This window comes from Collinsella aerofaciens (assembly GCF_015548375.1).
In the GTDB taxonomy this organism is placed as follows: domain Bacteria; phylum Actinomycetota; class Coriobacteriia; order Coriobacteriales; family Coriobacteriaceae; genus Collinsella; species Collinsella aerofaciens_AB.
In genome coordinates this window covers 21,023-37,606 of sequence record NZ_JADMWW010000009.1, presented here as the reverse complement: position 1 = coordinate 37,606, position 16,584 = coordinate 21,023, and the positions used below count along the sequence as shown (strand labels likewise).

Below are 16,584 nucleotides of genomic sequence, written 5' to 3'. Positions count from 1 at the left end.
AAAGTGCAATATACTGCGCCCAAAGTTAAGCCCCTGACCTGCGATTCCACACAAAGGATGGGAAAGTTTACGCAGGCACAGGGGCTATTTTGTGCTAATGAAACCCAAAAGTGGTGACTTAGGGGAATCTTTTACGCGACGTTTTCGACCAGCTCGGCGACGATGGCGTCAAAGGCGGCAACAGGGTCGTCGGCACCGGTGATGGGTCGGCCCACCACGATATGGCTCGCGCCGCGCTCGATAGCCTGGGAAGGCGTCGCCACACGGGACTGGTCACCAAGGGCGGCACCCACCGGACGCACGCCCGGAGTCACGATCAGCGCGTCGGGGCCGAGCAACTCGCGCATGTCATGGGCCTCCATCGGCGAGCACACGATGCCGTCGATGCCGTTGGCCTGGGCAAGCTTTGCCAGACGGGCGGCTTCCTCGGCCACAGGCGACTCAACGCCGATTTCGGCCAGCGAATCCTGGTTCATGCTCGTGAGCACGGTGATGGCAACGAGCTTGGCGCGATCCTCGCGCGCCTCCTCGGCACCCTCGCGGCAGGCAGCGAGCATGGCGCCCGAACCCAAGCCGTGAACCGAGAGCAGGTCGGCACCGGCAAGCGAGGCCGAACGGGCGGCACCGCGAACCTGATGCGGAATATCATGGAACTTAAGGTCGAGGAAGACCTTAAAGCCCAGGTCCTTAAAGGTCTTGACGATCTCTGGGCCCTCAGCGTAATAGAGCGTCATACCAACCTTGAGCCAGGCGGCATGGCCCGAAAGCTCGTGGGCGAGCTCGAGCGCACGCTCACGATCGCAGTCGAGGGCGACGATTACGCGGTCGCGGGCATCGGTCTCTAGCATTCGAAAGCACCTACCAGCTCGTTGATGTCCTTTACGCCCTGGGACTCGGCCCAGGCCTCAAGCTCATGCGCGATCTTGAGCGAAGCGCACGGATCGACGAAGTTGGCCATGCCGACCGACACGCAGGTGGCACCGGCCAGGATAAACTCGGCCGCATCCTCGCCGGTCATGACACCGCCGACACCGTTGATGGGGATATCGACGGCCTGGGCGACCTCCCAGACCATGCGCACGGCGATGTGGTGGCACAGCGGGCCCGAAAGGCCGCCCTTGGGCTTTGCCACGCGGGACTTGCGGGTATGGACGTCGATGGCCATGCCCTGGATGGAGTTAATGACCGAAAGGCCGTCGGCGCCGGCGGCTTCGAGGGCCTTGGCGATCTCGGCGACGTTGACCGGCGCCATCTTCACGAACAGCGGCTTATCGGTCACCTTGCGGCAGGCAGCCATAACGGAAGAGGCGCCCTCGGGCGTGGAGCCCATGGCGGCACCGCCGGCGGCGATGTTGGGGCAACTCACGTTGATCTCGTAGCCGGCAGCCCAGGGGCATAGCTCGACATACATCTCGAGCGCGCGCACAAACTCGTCAACGGAGTGGCCGGCAACCTGACAGATGACCTGGCAACCGTCCTTGGAGAGCTGCTCGAGCCACGGGCCGGACTCGCGGGCAAAGGCGGCCACGCCGGGGTTCTGAAGGCCCACGGAGTTGATCATACCGCCGGGGATCTCGGCCATGCGGGGCGCGGGGTTGCCGGGCCAGGGCTCGGCTGCGCAACCCTTGGTGGTGATGGCGCCCAGCTGGGAAACATCAAAGAAGTTCTGGAACTGCCAGCCGTAGCCAAAAGTACCGGCTGCGGTGTTGATGGGGTTCTGCATCTTGACGCCGCCGAAATCGACGGCCATGTTCACGGTACCCACTAGAAGACCACCACCTTGGAAGCATCGAACACGGGGCCGCACATGCAAGCGCCCTTCATACCGTCGACCGTCTCGACATTGCAGGTGTTGCAGGCGCCAAAGCCACAGCTCATCATGCGCTCGAGGGACACCTCGCAGTACGCACCGGCCTCGGCGGCAGCAGCGGCGACCTTCTTCATCATGACGGCGGGACCGCAGCTGGCGACGTAGTCGTAGCCGCCCTCGCCGAGCAGCTCGGCGGCAGGATCGGTGCAAAAACCGTGCGTGCCGAGCAAGCCGTCGTCGGTGCAAACGTTGACCGTGGCGCCCAACGCGCGGAACTCATCGATGCCCACGGCCTTGGAAGCGGTACCAAAACCCAGGCACACGTCGACGGCCACACCCTGCTCGGCAAGCTTGCCGGCAAGGCACAGCACGGGCGGAACACCGATGCCACCGGCGACGAGCAGGGCCTTCCTGGTGCCCTCGGGTACCATCCAGCCACGGCCACCGGGGCCCAGCAGGTTAGAGGTGGAGCCAGGGCCCATCTGGGACAAACGACGGGTATCGTCGCCCACGACGGCGTACCACAGCTCGACGGTGCCGGCCTCGGCGTCGGCGCGATAGAAGCTCAGGGGCACGCGAAGCAGCGAGGAAGCATCGCCGGGCACGGCAATGTTCACAAACTGGCCGGGCTTGAGCGCACTTGCAAGCTTGGGGGCCGAGATGACGAGCGAGAAGATGCCGTCGGCGATCTCCCGGTTCGAGACGACCTCGAAGTCGTGCATGCGTGCAGTGGAAGGTGTGGGCATAGACGCTCCAATCCCCCATGCGGTTGCATGGTCCAAACGAATAGAAAGCGCGGCACCGCAAGGGCGCCGCGCACAAAAGCGATAAAGCTATGCTAGCAGATGCAGCCGTCGGCAAGCGTCTGCTTGCCGCCGACAAACACATCGGTGGCACGACCGGTGAGCGTGCGGCCGGCAAAACCGGAGTTCTCGGCGCGCGACTCGTAACCGTCCTCGCCAACCGTCCAGGTGGCGGACGCGTCGAACACGGTCAGGTCGGCAACGGAGCCCGCCTTGACCTGAACCTGGTCGAGGCCCAGGATCTCACGCGGCTTGATGGCCATGAGCTCGACCATGCGGCCCATGCTCATCTTGCCCGTGTTGACCAGCTCGGTGAGGACGAGCGACAGCGAAGTCTCGAGGCCGATCATGCCGAAGGGCGCAAGCTCGAACTCGCGGGCCTTCTCCCACGGGGTGTGGGGAGCGTGATCGGTGACGATAACGTCGACGGTGCCGTCGATGACGCCCTGGCGGATGGCCTCGGCATCCTCCTCGGTACGCAGCGGCGGATTGACCTTGAGCGAGGTGTTGTAGGTCTCGTCTAGATCGTTCTCGGTCAGGAACATGTGGTGCGGGGTGGCCTCGCAGGTAACCTGAACGCCAGCGGCCTTGCCGGCACGCACGATCTCCAGGCCATGGGCGGTGGAGATGTGCTGGATGTGCAGCTTGGCACCGGTCAGCTTGGCGATCTCGATGTCGCGGGCGATCTGGAGCTCCTCGCCGGCAGCCGGCCAGCCCTCGAGAGCCAGACGGGTCGAGACCTTGCCCTCGTTGATCTGGCCGTGGCCGACCAGGTCCTCGTCCTGGCAGTGGCTCATGAAGACCTTGCCGAACATCTTGCCGTAGTCCATGCAGCGACGGAGCATGCCCGCGCCCTGCACGCCGCGACCGTCATCGGTGAAGGCGACGGCGCCGTGGGCGACCATATCGCCCATCTCGGACATGGCCTCGCCCTTAAGACCGCGGGTCATGGCGCCCGACGGATAGACGCGGCAGTGGCCGACCTCGGCAGCGCGGGACTTGACAAACTCAACGACGGTACCGTTGTCGGTAACGGGGTCGGTGTTGGGCATGGCGCACACGCCGGTAAAGCCGCCCTTGGCAGCTGCGCGGGTGCCGCTCTCAATGTCCTCTTTGACCTCGTAGCCGGGCTCGCGCAGGTGGACGTGCATGTCCACCAGGCCGGGGACGAGGTACTTGCCGGAAAGGTCGCGGACCTCGGCTCCCTCGACGGCGAGACTCTCGCCGACCTCGGCGATCTTGTCGCTGTCAATCAGGACGTCAACGACACCGTCAAGCTCGACGGACGGGTCGACGACGTGGGCATTCTTAAGAAGCAAGGCCATTATCGGCACCTCCAAGCAGCAGATACAGGATAGCCATACGCACGCAGATACCGGCGTAGACCTGCTCCAGGATGACGGAGCGTTGCGGGTGGTCGGCCATATAGGAATCGAACTCGACGCCGCGGTTGATGGGGCCCGGGTGGCAGATAATCGCGTCGGGCTTCATGAGCTTCTCGCGGTCCTTGGTCAGACCGAAGAGCTTGTGGTACTCACGAATGGTCGGGAACGGGGCACCCTCGAGACGCTCCTGCTGCACGCGCAGCATGTAAACGACGTCCAGCTCGGGCAGGACGGAATCGAGGTCGCTCGTCACGTGGTCGCAGCCCAGGACCTCGGGCGCCGGCGGCAGCAGCGTGCCGGGGGCGACGGCGTAGGTCTCGCAGCCCATGATCTTAAGGGCGGGAATCAGCGAGCCGCAGACGCGGGAGTGCGCGATATCGCCGACGACGGCGACCTTCAGACCGTGGAAGTCACCCTTGTGCTCCCAGATGGTGTACAGGTCGAGCAGGGCCTGCGTGGGATGGTTGTGCTTGCCGTCACCGGCGCAGATGACGCTCGCGGGCGAGTTCTGCGTGACGATGTAGGGAGCACCGGCGTGCTTATCGCGCACGACGATGCAGTCGATCTTGTAGGCGTTGAGGGTCTCGACGGTGTCGACGAGGCTCTCGCCCTTGACCGTGGAGGTCGAGGAGCCGCCAAAGTTGAGGCTGTCGGCCGAAAGACGCTTCTCGGCGAGCTCGAAGGAGCTGCGGGTGCGCGTCGAGGGCTCGTTGAACATGTTGACGATGGTCTTGCCCTTGAGCGTGGGGACCTTCTTGATGGCACGCTCGTTGACCTCGGAGAACGCCTTGGCGGTCTCGAGGATGAGCTTGATGTCCTCTTCGGAGTACTCGGTAATGTCGATCAGGTGCTTATGGTTGAACGCCACGGTACTACTCACCTCCCAGCGGCGCGGAGCCCACGTGGGAACCCGGCGCGACGTCGTTAATCTCGACAGCGGTGTGGCCGTCGACTTCCTTCATATATAAGTGCACGTTCTCCTCATGCGACGAGGGAACGTTCTTGCCGACAAAGTCCGGCGAGATGGGGAGCTCGCGGTGGCCGCGGTCAACGAGGACTGCCAGCTCAATGCGGCTCGGACGGCCCAGGTCCATGACGGCGTCTAGAGCGGCGCGGATGGTACGACCCGTGTACAGGATGTCGTCCACCAAAACGACGCGTTTGCCATCGACGCTGAAGGGAATGTTGGTGGCGTGGATCGCGGGAGCGAAATTGGTAGCGTAGTCATCGCGGTAGAAGCTGATATCGAGGCTGCCGAGCGGAACGTCGACGCCCTCGATCTCCTTGATCTCCTCGGCGAGCTTCTTTGCCAGAAGGTCGCCGCGCGTGACGATGCCGACCAGAGCGAGGTCTTCACAGCCCTCGTTGCGCTCGAGAATCTCGTGCGCGATGCGGGTCATCGCTCGATTGACGGCGGTCTCGTCCATGATGACCGCCTTGGGGGAAGTCGTGCCCATCGATCTCCTTCCTCACATGTCTTGACTGCTGACACAGTCAAAAAAAATAGATGCCCGACCGCTTAAAGCGGACCAGACACCCACAGGAAAGGCTGCTCTTTGGCAGCTATGTAATTCCATGTGGGTATCTCGTACCCCTTTAATGGTCAAGGGATAGTGTAGCCAACCTCGGGCTTAATTGCGAGCATAAATACAGAGCAATCCGTAAACGGAGCCCAATGCTCCATAAACCTATATATATTTGTGGGACGAGCTTGAAAACGCACGCACGAGCTGGCATAATCCCCTCTGCTGCACGCAAATCGGATCTACGTCCAGGGCCGTGGCGTGGGCACTATCGCCAAAAGAGGAATATCTCTGTGTAGATTGCGCACAGGGAGCGACTTCTGTGCTATAGTTCAGGCTTGTTTGTTAACGCGACATGTTCGTTTGTCGCCCAAGGAGGGTCAGTTATGTCCAAAGTTTGCGAAGTTTGCGGTAAGCACCCCGTTGCCGGTCGCTCCATCAGCCACTCTCACCGCGTCACCAACCGTAAGTTCCGCCCCAACATCCAGCGCGTCTACGTCGTCGTCGATGGTCACCGTCGCAAGATGAACGTTTGCTCCACCTGCCTCAAGTCTGGCAAGGTTGCGCGCTCCTAAATAAGGTCTTACCAACAAGTACTTCGGACTCTCCGGGTCAAAGACCTCGCGTTCATATAGAACTTACCAAAGGCGCCCTCCCCAATGAGGGCGCCTTTTTGCACTCATTGGGGACAGACTTACATGAGTGTTTGCAGATGTCAAAGGGATCGTAGCCCAGCTGGTATGCCCTGTAGCTTGACCAGCGGTACGCCTCGATTGAGCCAAGCGCACCTTTCACGAGATTGAGACGAATATAGTCGAGCAGCTGCACCGCCTGCGTGTCTGACTCAACCGCGACCCGCGAATAGCAATTGTCAAAAAGATGCCCCGTTCTTCCCGTTTTCCGATTGAAATTCTCATGTAAGTCCGTCCCCAATGAGCGGGGCGATGCAGCAGGCAGATAGTTTTAGTTAAAGCGGTTCATTTTATTGAAGCGTTTTAGTGTGCCTTTTAAAGGAATCTTACCGTTCACCGAATTATTTCTTGCTATCATGCAAGGCGTAGGGTAAATCTCCGATCGCAAGGAGACACAAATGGTGAAAAAGTCACCGGAAAACACTACTCCCGCAATTGTGGACAACGTAGAGGCGCTTGAGGCTAAGCTCGCTCAGATGCGAGAGGCCCAGGCGCTTTTTGCTACGTACACGCAGGAGCAGGTCGACAAGATCTTCTATGAGGCCGCCATGGCCGCCAACAAGGCTCGTATCCCGTTGGCGAAGATGGCCATCGAGGAGACCGGCCGCGGCGTTCTTGAGGACAAGGTCATCAAGAACCACTACGCCGCAGAGTACATCTACAACGCTTACAAGAACACCAAGACCTGTGGCGTTCTGGAGCGCGACGAGGCTTACGGCATCACCAAGATCGCCGAGCCCATCGGCATCGTGGGCGCCGTCATCCCGACGACCAACCCCACCTCCACCGCAATCTTCAAGACGCTGATCAGCCTGAAGACCCGCAATGCCATCATCATCTCCCCGCACCCGGCTGCCGCCAAGTGCACCATCGCCGCCGCCAAGCTCGTGCTTGACGCCGCCGTCAAGGCCGGCGCCCCCGAGGGCATCATCGGCTGGGTCGATGTCCCCTCCATCGAGCTGACCAACATGGTCATGCGAGACGTCGACATCATCCTCGCCACCGGTGGCCCGGGCATGGTCAAGGCCGCCTACTCCTCGGGCAAGCCCGCCCTGGGCGTTGGCGCCGGTAACACCCCGGTCGTCATCGACGACACCGCCGACGTTCTGCTCGCAGTCAACTCCATCATCCACTCCAAGACCTTCGACAACGGCATGATCTGCGCTTCCGAGCAGTCCGTGACCGTCATCGACACCATCTACGACCAGGTCAAGGCCGAGTTCCAGAAGCGCGGCTGCTACTTCGTCAAGCAGGGTGCCGAGATGGAGGCCCTGCGTGCCGCCATGTTCAAGAACGGCGCCCTCGATCACCGCATCCCCGGCATGGCTGCCGCCAAGATCGCCGAGCTCGCCGGCATCGAGGTTCCCGCCAAGACCAAGATCCTGATCGCCGAGGTCACCTCCACCGACCCCGCCAAGGAGGAGTTCTCCCACGAGAAGCTCTCCCCGGTCCTGGCCATGTACCACGCCAAGGACTTCCAGGAGGCCGTCGACAAGGCCGAGCACCTGGTGCTCGCCGGTGGCCCGGGCCACACCGCCTCTCTGTACGTGCACCCCGCCCAGGCCGAGAAGATCAGCCTGTTCGAGCACGTCATGAAGGCCTGCCGCATCGTCATCAACACCCCGTCCTCGCACGGCGGCATCGGTGACCTGTACAACTTTGGCATGAAGCCGTCTCTGACCCTGGGCTGCGGCTCCTGGGGCGGCAACTCCGTCTCCGAGAACGTTGGGGTGAAGCACTTGATCAACGTTAAGACTGTGGCCGAGCGCCGTGAGAACATGCTGTGGTTCCGCGCTCCCGAGAAGGTCTACTTCAAGAAGGGTTCCACGCCCGTCGCCCTCGACGAGCTGGGCAACGTCATGGGCAAGAAGCGCGCCTTCATCGTTACCGACCAGTTCCTCTTCAAGAATGGCAACACCCGCGCCATCGAGGCCAAGCTCGACGAGATGGGCATCGCCCACGACTGCTTCTACGACGTCGAGCCCGATCCGTCGCTGCAGTGCGCACGTCGCGGCGCCAAGCAGATGGCTCTCTTTGAGCCGGACGTCATCATCGCCGTCGGCGGTGGCTCCGCTATGGACGCCGGCAAGATCATGTGGATGATGTACGAGCACCCCGAGTGCAAGTTTGAGGACATGGCCATGGACTTCATGGACATCCGCAAGCGTATCTTCACCTTCCCCGAGATGGGCAAGAAGGCCTACTTCGTCGCCGTCCCGACCTCCTCGGGTACCGGCTCCGAGTGCACGCCGTTCGCCATCATCACCGACAAGGAGACCGGCATCAAGTGGCCGCTCGCCGACTACGCGCTGCTCCCCAACATGGCTATCGTCGACGCCGACAACTGCATGACCGCCCCGCGCGGCCTGACCGCTGCCTCCGGCATCGACGTCATGACCCACGCCATCGAGTCCTACGTCTCCATCATGGCTTCCGACTACACCAAGGGCCTCTCCGAGCGCGCTGCCAAGCTCGTCTTTGAGAACCTGCCCTCCAGCTTCACGAACGGCGCCAAGGACCCGCACGCCCGCGAGGAGATGCACAACGCCTCCTGCATGGCCGGTATGGCCTTCGCCAACGCCTTCCTGGGCCTCAACCACTCCATGGCTCACAAGCTCGGCGCTTTCCATCACCTGCCCCACGGCATCGCTAACGCCGTCATCCTGACCCGCGTCATGCGCTACAACGCCGCCGAGGCTCCCGTCAAGATGGGTACCTTCTCCCAGTATCCTTACCCCAACGCGCTGCACAACTACGCCGAGATGGCCAAGTACTGCGGCATCGAGGGCAAGGACGACAAGGAGGTCTTCGAGAACTTCATCACGAAGCTCGAGGAGCTCAAGGACTTCATCGGTGTCAAGAAGACCATCGCCGACTACGGTGTTGACGAGCAGTACTTCCTCGACACCCTCGACGAGATGACCGAGCAGGCATTCAACGACCAGTGCACCGGCGCTAACCCGCGCTACCCGCTCATGAGCGAGATCAAGGAGCTCTACCTGGACGCCTACTACGGCCGCGAGCCCCAGGACTACGCCGTCTGCTAGTTTTTAGCACGGTTTTTTGCGGCGGGGGTGCACGGGTGTTTCACACACCCCCGCCGTCGCTTCTATCGCATCGTTGAAAGGATGCAACCATGCTGCTACCCGATTCCAAGACCGAGCTCGTCCGCCGTGGCAACAAGGTCGTTTACGACCTGGGCGACAAGATCGTCAAGGTCTTTAACGAGACCAAGCCTGTCTCCGACGTGTTCAACGAGGCTTTGAATCTTGCCCGCATCAATGAGTGCGGCATCCGCAGCCCCAAGGCTCTCGAGGTTTCCCAGCTCGAGAACGCCAACGGCTGGGCGCTCGTGACCGAGAAGGTTCCGGGCACCACCCTTGCCGAGAAGATGACTGCCGAGCCCCAGCGCTTTGGTGAGTACCTCGAGATGTTCGTCGACCTCCAGATCGAGATCCACGGCTACACCTCCCCGCTGCTCAACCGTCAGCGCGACAAGTTCGCCCGCATGATCGACAGCCTTGATCAGCTCAATGCCACCACGCGCTACAACCTTCAGGAGCGTCTGGACGGCATGACCAAGGAGTTCAAGGTCTGCCACGGCGACTTCAACCCCTCCAACGTCATCGTCGGCGACGACGGCCAGCTCTATGTGTGCGACTGGGCACACGCCACCCAGGGCTCCCCTGCTGCCGACGTTGCCACCACCTACCTGCTCTTTGCCCTCAACAGCAAGGACCAGGCCGAGGCCTACCTGGAGCTCTACTGCGACCGTGCCGACATGCCCATGCAGGTCGTGCGTCAGTGGACGAGCATCGTCGCCGCTTCCGAGCTCGCTCGTAAGCGCAACGTGAACGATGAGTTCCTGAAGAACTGGATCGACGTCGTCGATTATCAGTAATATCTGAGCGATTTATTTCGCATCGGAGGCACAATGGAAAACCCCGCAGCTCGCATGGGCTGTGGGGTTTTCCTTTTAGATATCGAGGATGCTACAAGATAATAGGACGGCCCCGCATCTCCCCGATTGGAGAAATGCGGGGCCGTCCCACATATCGAACTACAAGCGAAATCGTCGATTAACGGCGGGCTGCCTTAACAAGCTCGGCAACCTTGGCAACGACCTCGTCGATCGCCACGTCCTCGCGCTCGCCCGTAGCACGGTCCTTGAGCTCAACGGTGCCATTCTTAAGGCCGCGCTTGCCCAGAACCACCTGATACGGGAAGCCCATGAGGTCGTTATCGGCAAACTTAAAGCCCGGACGCTCATCGCGATCGTCGACGACGACCTCGATACCCTCGGCACACAGGCCATCAACAATCTGCTCGCAGACGGTAGCGCACTCTTCCTTCTTGGGATCAAGCGGAATCACCGCGACCTCGTACGGGGCAACGGAGACCGGCCAGACGATACCGTGCTCGTCGTTGTGCTGCTCCACGACGGCAGCAAGCGAGCGGGACACGCCCACGCCGTAGCAACCCATGATGAGCGGCTTCTCCTTGCCGTCCTCATCCATAAAGGTGGCACCCATGGCCTCGGAGTACTTGGTGCCCAGCTGGAAGACCTGAGAAACCTCGATGCCGCGGGCAGCGGAGAGCGGCTTGCCGCAGTGCGGGCAGGGGTCGCCGGCGACAACGGTGACCAGGTCGGCCCACTCATCGACGGTAAAGTCGCGCTCGGGGCAGGCACCGGTAAAGTGATAATCGACCTCGTTGGCACCGCAGGCCCACTGTTTGGACTCGCGCAGGCTCTCGTCGCAGACCAGACGAATGCCATCGGGCAGGTTAACCGGTCCGATAAAGCCCTTGTGCAGACCGTTCGCCTGAAGCTCCTCGTCGGTCATCATGCGATAGCCCTTGCCAAAGACGTGCTCGGCCTTGCAATCGTTGAGCTCGTGATCGCCCGGAACAATGGCCACGACCGGCTTGCCCTCGGCGTCGATGAGTGCCAGCGACTTGCGCGTGCCGTTCTCGGGGAACCCAAAGAACTTAGCAACAGCCTCAATGGTGCCCATGCCCGGAGTCTCAACCTTGGTGAGCGTACCGTCACCAGGACCCTCGGTCACGACGACCTTGGTGCTTGCAGCCTCGTCATCGGCAGCGAAGCCGCAATCGTCGCAGTAGACGAGCGAAGCCTCGCCGGCGTCAGCCAAAGCCATGTACTCGACGGAGGTATCGCCACCGATCTCGCCAGAATCGGCGACGACGGGCAGAGCCTTGATGTAGCAGCGCTCGCAGATATTGGCGTACGCCTGCTTCATCTTGTCGTACTCCTCCTGCAGGCTCTCCTGCGTGGCGGAGAAGCTGTAGGCGTCCTTCATGATGAACTCACGGCCGCGCATCAGGCCAAAGCGGGGACGGAACTCGTCGCGGAACTTATCCTGGATGTGGTACAGGTTGACGGGCAGCTGTTTGTAGGAGCGCAGCTCGTTGCGCACCAGGGCCGTGACGGTCTCCTCGTGCGTGGGGCCCAGGACGAACTCGCGACCATGACGGTCGTCAAAGCGCACAAGCTCCTTGCCATAGGCATCGATACGGCCGGACTCACGCCACAGCTCGGCATCGACCATGATAGGCATCATAAGCTCCTGGGCGCCGGCAGCATCCATCTCGTCGCGCACGATGTTCTCGATCTTGCGGATCGAGCGCCATGCGAGCGGCAGATAAGAATACAGACCGGCGGCCTCCTTGCGGATCATGCCGGCACGGAGCAGCAGGCGGTGGCTGGCGAGCTCAGCGTCCGCCGGATCCTCTTTAAGCGTCGGCGCATAGAGCTTAGACATATACATTGCTCGGGTCATTTATTTCTCCTCAATAAGTTTGTCGACCTCTGCCATAAGCGCGTCGACAATTTGGTCCTCAGCTACTTTACCAATGATCTGGCCATGCGAAAAGAGCAAGGCCTGACCACGTCCGCAAGCAACGCCCAGGTCGGCATCAGAAGCCTCACCGGGGCCATTAACGGCACATCCCATCACAGCGATAGAAAGCGGCGCGGAGTAGTTCTTAAGCCGCTCGGTGACCTCCTCGGCGATGGGAATAAGGTTAACCTGGCAGCGGGCGCACGTGGGGCACGAGACAATCTCGGGGCCACGGCGACGCAGGCCCAGCGACTGCAGAATACCCCAGGCAACCGGCGGCTCCTCAACCGGATCGGCCGTAAGCGACACGCGCATGGTGTCACCGATGCCCTCGGACAGCAGAATACCCAGACCCACCGAGCTCTTGATAGTGCCCTGAAGCTTGGTACCCGCCTCGGTTACGCCCAGGTGAAGCGGAACGTGGGGAATCTCACGCGACAGGGCTCGATAGGTATCGAGCGTCGTTTGCACGCTATGGGCCTTGGCCGAAAGCACAATGTTCGTAAAGCCGCGGTCCTCAAAGTGCTTGACGAAGCGCTCGCTCGACATCACGAGCTTTTCGGGCTGCGTGAGGTCTTCGCGCTCGGCGATATCCTGCTCAAGCGAACCAGCGTTGACACCGATGCGAATTGCGCAGCCCGCAGCACCCGCGGCATCGATGACAGCATCGACCTTGGCCCAATCGCCGATATTACCGGGATTGATGCGGAGCTTGGCGGCACCGGCCTCCACAGCGCCAATGGCCAGCTTGTGGTTAAAGTGGATATCGGCAACGATTGGCACCGGAGACTCAGCACAGATGGTGCGGAAACCCTCAAGCGCGGCCTCGGTGGGCACGCTCACACGCACGATATCGCAGCCAGCCTGCGCCAACGCGCACACTTGCGCAAGCGTTGCCTGGGCATCAGCGGTATCGGTGCAGGTCATGGATTGGACCACCACCGGCGCGCCGCCACCGATCTGCACACCGCCCACATGCACGGGGCGCGTCAACTCGCGAGGCAAAGGATGGGATAAAGACAATCCAAACACTCCCCTACAGAATAAATCGAAGGATGTCGGAACGAAGCATATAGACAAACAGCAGCGCAAAGAGCGCGATGCCCACATAGCTCACAATCGTCTGGACCTTGAGAGGTAGCTCGCGGCCCGCAATCTTTTGAATGATCTCGATGACCAGCTTGCCGCCATCGAGTGGTGGGATGGGCAGCAGGTTCATAAAGCCAAGCGAGAACGAAATGAGGGCAGCAAACGAAAGGAACGTGGCAGGGCCGGCAGCAGCGGCCTGTGAGGACATAACGCTAATACCCACGATCGAAGAAGACTGATCGAGAATCTCCATCGTATGCTGCGGCTGGAGCAGGCGCATCACGCCATCCGCTGTCTGCACGACATAGGAGAACGACAGGCGAGCCGACGTGATGGGGTCTAAACGGACCACCTGCGTAGAGGCATACACACCTAGGCGCTCGTCCTCTTTGAGCGCAACCGTGGTCGAATGCTGCTTGCCGTCACGCTCGTACTCGATGGCGATATCGTCCTTACCGGCGGCCTTGCCGATGGCATCGTAGACATCCATCCAAGTGGAACATGAGACACCGTCAACCGAAAGGATCGCATCACCGGCCTCGATACCCGCCTTGGCGGCAATAGACCCCTCGTCAACCTGACCGATCACGTTGGTATCCATCGGCACGGTGACACCCGCAATGGAATAGATGCTCATAAGGAGCAAAAAACCCGTCAAGATATTGACGATAATGCCCGCGAGCAGCATAAAGGCGCGCTTGAGAAAGCCTTGGCCAAGATAGGTGTGCGAGCGCTCTCGTGCAAGGAACTCGGCCTCGCCGCACGGCAGCTCCCACGCATCGCCCTCGGCAGTTGAATGTTCGCGATCGAAACGGCGACCGTCAAAGGTGGTGTAACCCGCCGCGTCTCGCGGCAGCGTCTGATACTTGGTGGGATAGTAGCTCGGCGAGGGCTTCTCCCCTTCCTCATACCAGGGTGCGATGGAGCCCCAGCCAAGCAACAGGGCGCATGCCTCGAGCACATCCTCCTCGGAAAGCTCGAGCTCGACAGCAAGGTCGGCCACGGTCACGCGACCATGACGATAGATAGCCGCGAGCACGCGATCGGCACACGAGACGTCGGTCGGATCCATACCACAGATGGCAGCGTAGCCACCCAGCAGCAGCGGGGTCACGCCAAACTTGGTTCCAATGCGACGCGACGTGTAATGGATGTCAAAGCGGCACGGCAGGCCCAAAAAGAACTCGGTCACACGGACGCCGCAGGCACGCGCCGCCAAAAAGTGGCCGCCCTCGTGCAAAAACACGAGGACGGAAAGCATCAGCAGGCCCCAAAAGACCGATGAGAGAACGCTCAGAACAGTATCCATAAAACGAAAAAGCAATCCTTATGGGTTAGGAACGGGTTGCGGCGAGCACCTGCGCAGCCTTTTCACGCGCCCACGCATCGATGTCGCGAAGCTGCTCAAACGAATCGACCGCCTGCATATCGTGGGCGTCCATGCAGGATTCCACAATGCGATCGATATCGGTAAAGCTGCAGCCATCGTGCAGGAAGGCATCGACGGCAACCTCGTTGGCGGCATTGAGCACGCACGGCATGGTGCCACCCGTCTTGCCGGCACGCTCGGCCAGTGCCAGACAGCGGAAGGTATCCATGTCGGCAGCATCAAACGTGAGCTGCCCCAGCTCGCGGAAATCGATACGAGGCGCCGGGGCATCCCAACGCTCGGGATACGAGAACGCGAACTGGATGGGAATACGCATGTCGGATGCACCGAGATGCGCCATCACGGAGCCGTCGGCGAACTCGACCATAGAGTGAATCTTGGACTGACGTTGCACGACCACGTTAATGAAATCGAGGTCGCAGTTAAACAGATGCATGGCCTCAATGCGCTCCAGGCCCTTGTTCATGAGGGTGGCGGAGTCGATGGTGATCTTGGCACCCATGGCCCACGTGGGATGCGCGAGGGCATCGGCACGCGTCACGCGATTGAGCTCGTCGCGCGTGCGGCCAAAGAACGGACCGCCCGAGCAGGTGAGCCAAATACAATAAGCCTCGCGCGGGTTCTCCCCCAGATAGCACTGGTAAATGGCGGAGTGCTCAGAGTCGACTGGAATAAGCTGGCCCGGTTGCGCCAACGGCATAAGCAAGTCGCCACCGACGACGAGGGACTCCTTGTTGGCAAGGGCAAGGCGCTTATTTGAGGTCAAGGCCGCATGGCTCGCCTCGAGACCGGCGGCGCCCACAATAGCGACAAGCACGCAGTCGACATCGTCGCGACGCGCGAGCTCGCAAACCGCCTGCGCGCCAACGCCGAGCTTCGTTCCCTCGGGCAACTCCTGCAGCACGGCGTCATCGCCATGATCGACATCGGCCACGGCAACCGCCGGAACCGAGAACTCGCGGGCAGCGGCAACGAGCTCGGAGGTACTGGAGTTAACGGACAGCGCCGTCACCTGCAGGCGATCGGCATGCTGACGGCACACATCGAGTGCCTGGGTGCCGATGGAGCCCGTACAACCCAGGATGGCAACGCGAAGGCGCCCATCGGGGCCATACGTCGTCTGGAAGGACATTACAGCACGCCTCCGATCATCAAAAGCAGCTGCGCGGTGATGCAGCCGAAGATAAGCGAATCGCTACGATCGAGCATTCCGCCGTGGCCCGGGATAAGGTTGCCGGAATCCTTGACGCCCACACCGCGCTTGATGCGCGACTCGATAAGGTCGCCGATAACGCCCAGAATGGACACGACCACGCCGCACAGCAGCGCATAGGGCAGGCTGAGCTTGTAGAAGTGCGTCGCCCACAGGATGAGCCAAATCAAAACCGAGCCCAGGATGCCGCCGGCAAACCCCTCCCAGCTCTTTTTGGGAGAGATCTTGGGAACCATCTTGTGCTTGCCGATACGGCTACCCACGATGTAGGCAAACGAATCGGAGACCCAAAGGGACGCGCAAACGCCCACTGAAAGCAGGGCACCGGCAAAACCGGGCACGGCATCGCGCAGCAGCACGATAGCCGACAGCATAAAGCCAGTGTAGATGGGACCCATGAGCGTCACGGCCACATCAGAGATGCGGGTACGCGGCGACCAGACATACCAAATGCCCACAGCGAGCATCAGGGCAAAAAGCAGGGCATTCAGCAACATCGAATCGCCCAACGCCGACAGCGGAAAGAGTACGGCGGCAGCGATACCCATGCGCTCGTTAGCCATCTTGCCATCGAGCCTTGTCATACGGAAAAACTCATAGCAGCACAGACCGCTCATGACGGAAACAAAGATGGCCGTGGGCACGATACCCAAAACCAGGCACAGGATAAAGACAACGGCGTAGACGATACCGGCGGCGGCACGGGTAATAAAGCCCGCCAGCCACGAACCGGTGCCGCTCTTAGCTGCAGGCGCTCCAGCAGTGGCAGCTTTGCGCGCAGGCGTCTTGGGAGCAGATGCCTTGGGACGATCGGACAC

14 protein-coding genes are annotated in these 16,584 nt (G+C 61.2%); 3 read left to right on the top strand and 11 right to left on the bottom strand.

Features of this window, described 5'->3' with window-relative positions:
- Positions 1-131 precede the first annotated feature (131 nt).
- From pyrF to pyrR, 6 genes are all read right to left on the bottom strand, one after another.
- The gene (pyrF, locus tag I1969_RS05315; protein WP_195233596.1) at positions 132-848 is read right to left on the bottom strand and encodes an orotidine-5'-phosphate decarboxylase; all 717 of its coding nucleotides are present in this window, start codon (positions 846-848) and stop codon (positions 132-134) included.
- A complete protein-coding gene (locus I1969_RS05310) occupies positions 842-1,750 on the bottom strand; it encodes a dihydroorotate dehydrogenase (protein WP_006236128.1) in 909 nt (302 codons plus the stop codon). Before I1969_RS05310 ends, pyrF begins: the two co-directional genes overlap by 7 nt.
- Positions 1,751-1,764: 14 nt before the next feature.
- Complete coding sequence (locus tag I1969_RS05305; protein WP_195233690.1) at positions 1,765-2,532, bottom strand: dihydroorotate dehydrogenase electron transfer subunit; 768 nt, start codon at positions 2,530-2,532, stop codon at positions 1,765-1,767.
- A gap of 116 nt (positions 2,533-2,648) precedes the next feature.
- Positions 2,649-3,938, bottom strand: a complete 1,290-nt coding sequence (locus tag I1969_RS05300) for a dihydroorotase (protein WP_195233594.1) — start codon at positions 3,936-3,938, stop codon at positions 2,649-2,651.
- On the bottom strand, positions 3,922-4,866 hold the full coding sequence (locus I1969_RS05295) for an aspartate carbamoyltransferase catalytic subunit (protein ID WP_035138537.1): 945 nt from the start codon (positions 4,864-4,866) through the stop codon (positions 3,922-3,924). The genes I1969_RS05300 and I1969_RS05295 overlap by 17 nt, the downstream gene beginning before the upstream one ends.
- A 4-nt stretch (positions 4,867-4,870) precedes the next feature.
- Complete coding sequence (gene pyrR, locus I1969_RS05290) at positions 4,871-5,455, bottom strand: bifunctional pyr operon transcriptional regulator/uracil phosphoribosyltransferase PyrR (protein ID WP_006236123.1); 585 nt, start codon at positions 5,453-5,455, stop codon at positions 4,871-4,873.
- Between the two features lie 452 nt (positions 5,456-5,907).
- Here pyrR and rpmB point away from each other — a divergent pair, with 452 nt between their 5' ends.
- The 3 genes from rpmB (at position 5,908) to I1969_RS05275 (ending at position 10,114) form a co-directional block, all read left to right on the top strand.
- The gene (gene rpmB / locus I1969_RS05285; protein ID WP_022094725.1) at positions 5,908-6,096 is read left to right on the top strand and encodes a 50S ribosomal protein L28; all 189 of its coding nucleotides are present in this window, start codon (positions 5,908-5,910) and stop codon (positions 6,094-6,096) included.
- Positions 6,097-6,611: 515 nt separating this feature from the next.
- Positions 6,612-9,260: a bifunctional acetaldehyde-CoA/alcohol dehydrogenase gene (adhE, locus tag I1969_RS05280; protein WP_117716641.1), complete on the top strand. Its 2,649-nt coding sequence runs from the start codon at positions 6,612-6,614 to the stop codon at positions 9,258-9,260.
- 89 nt (positions 9,261-9,349) lie between these two features.
- Entirely contained in the window at positions 9,350-10,114 is a 765-nt protein-coding gene (locus I1969_RS05275) for an aminoglycoside phosphotransferase family protein (protein ID WP_006236119.1), read from the top strand.
- 178 nt (positions 10,115-10,292) lie between these two features.
- Here the strand turns inward: I1969_RS05275 and I1969_RS05270 are convergent, their stop codons facing one another.
- The 5 genes from I1969_RS05270 to I1969_RS05250 are packed head-to-tail and all read right to left on the bottom strand — an operon-like array spanning position 10,293 to position 16,584.
- Positions 10,293-12,014, bottom strand: coding sequence for a proline--tRNA ligase (locus I1969_RS05270; RefSeq protein ID WP_229025872.1), 1,722 nt, complete (start codon positions 12,012-12,014; stop codon positions 10,293-10,295).
- Positions 12,015-13,097 (bottom strand): flavodoxin-dependent (E)-4-hydroxy-3-methylbut-2-enyl-diphosphate synthase, encoded by a 1,083-nt coding sequence (gene ispG, locus I1969_RS05265; RefSeq protein ID WP_229028270.1) that lies wholly within the window; start codon positions 13,095-13,097, stop codon positions 12,015-12,017. It lies immediately after the preceding gene.
- 13 nt (positions 13,098-13,110) lie between these two features.
- Complete coding sequence (locus I1969_RS05260; protein ID WP_195233592.1) at positions 13,111-14,472, bottom strand: M50 family metallopeptidase; 1,362 nt, start codon at positions 14,470-14,472, stop codon at positions 13,111-13,113.
- A gap of 25 nt (positions 14,473-14,497) precedes the next feature.
- Positions 14,498-15,685, bottom strand: coding sequence for a 1-deoxy-D-xylulose-5-phosphate reductoisomerase (dxr, locus tag I1969_RS05255; RefSeq protein ID WP_195233590.1), 1,188 nt, complete (start codon positions 15,683-15,685; stop codon positions 14,498-14,500).
- On the bottom strand, positions 15,685-16,584 hold the full coding sequence (locus I1969_RS05250; RefSeq protein WP_233539903.1) for a phosphatidate cytidylyltransferase: 900 nt from the start codon (positions 16,582-16,584) through the stop codon (positions 15,685-15,687). The genes dxr and I1969_RS05250 overlap by 1 nt, the downstream gene beginning before the upstream one ends.

Excerpts from the sequence above, each read along its gene's own strand:
- I1969_RS05260 (WP_195233592.1), bottom strand. The coding sequence starts at position 14,472 with ATGGATACTGTTCTGAGCGTTCTCTCATCGGTCTTTTGGGGCCTGCTG.
- I1969_RS05310 (WP_006236128.1), bottom strand. The coding sequence starts at position 1,750 with ATGGCCGTCGATTTCGGCGGCGTCAAGATGCAGAACCCCATCAACACC.
- pyrR (WP_006236123.1), bottom strand. The coding sequence starts at position 5,455 with ATGGGCACGACTTCCCCCAAGGCGGTCATCATGGACGAGACCGCCGTC.
- I1969_RS05305 (WP_195233690.1), bottom strand. The coding sequence starts at position 2,532 with ATGCACGACTTCGAGGTCGTCTCGAACCGGGAGATCGCCGACGGCATC.
- I1969_RS05270 (WP_229025872.1), bottom strand. The coding sequence starts at position 12,014 with ATGACCCGAGCAATGTATATGTCTAAGCTCTATGCGCCGACGCTTAAA.
- I1969_RS05300 (WP_195233594.1), bottom strand. The coding sequence starts at position 3,938 with ATGGCCTTGCTTCTTAAGAATGCCCACGTCGTCGACCCGTCCGTCGAG.
- dxr (WP_195233590.1), bottom strand. The coding sequence starts at position 15,685 with ATGTCCTTCCAGACGACGTATGGCCCCGATGGGCGCCTTCGCGTTGCC.
- I1969_RS05275 (WP_006236119.1), top strand. The coding sequence starts at position 9,350 with ATGCTGCTACCCGATTCCAAGACCGAGCTCGTCCGCCGTGGCAACAAG.
- rpmB (WP_022094725.1), top strand. The coding sequence starts at position 5,908 with ATGTCCAAAGTTTGCGAAGTTTGCGGTAAGCACCCCGTTGCCGGTCGC.
- pyrF (WP_195233596.1), bottom strand. The coding sequence starts at position 848 with ATGCTAGAGACCGATGCCCGCGACCGCGTAATCGTCGCCCTCGACTGC.
- adhE (WP_117716641.1), top strand. The coding sequence starts at position 6,612 with ATGGTGAAAAAGTCACCGGAAAACACTACTCCCGCAATTGTGGACAAC.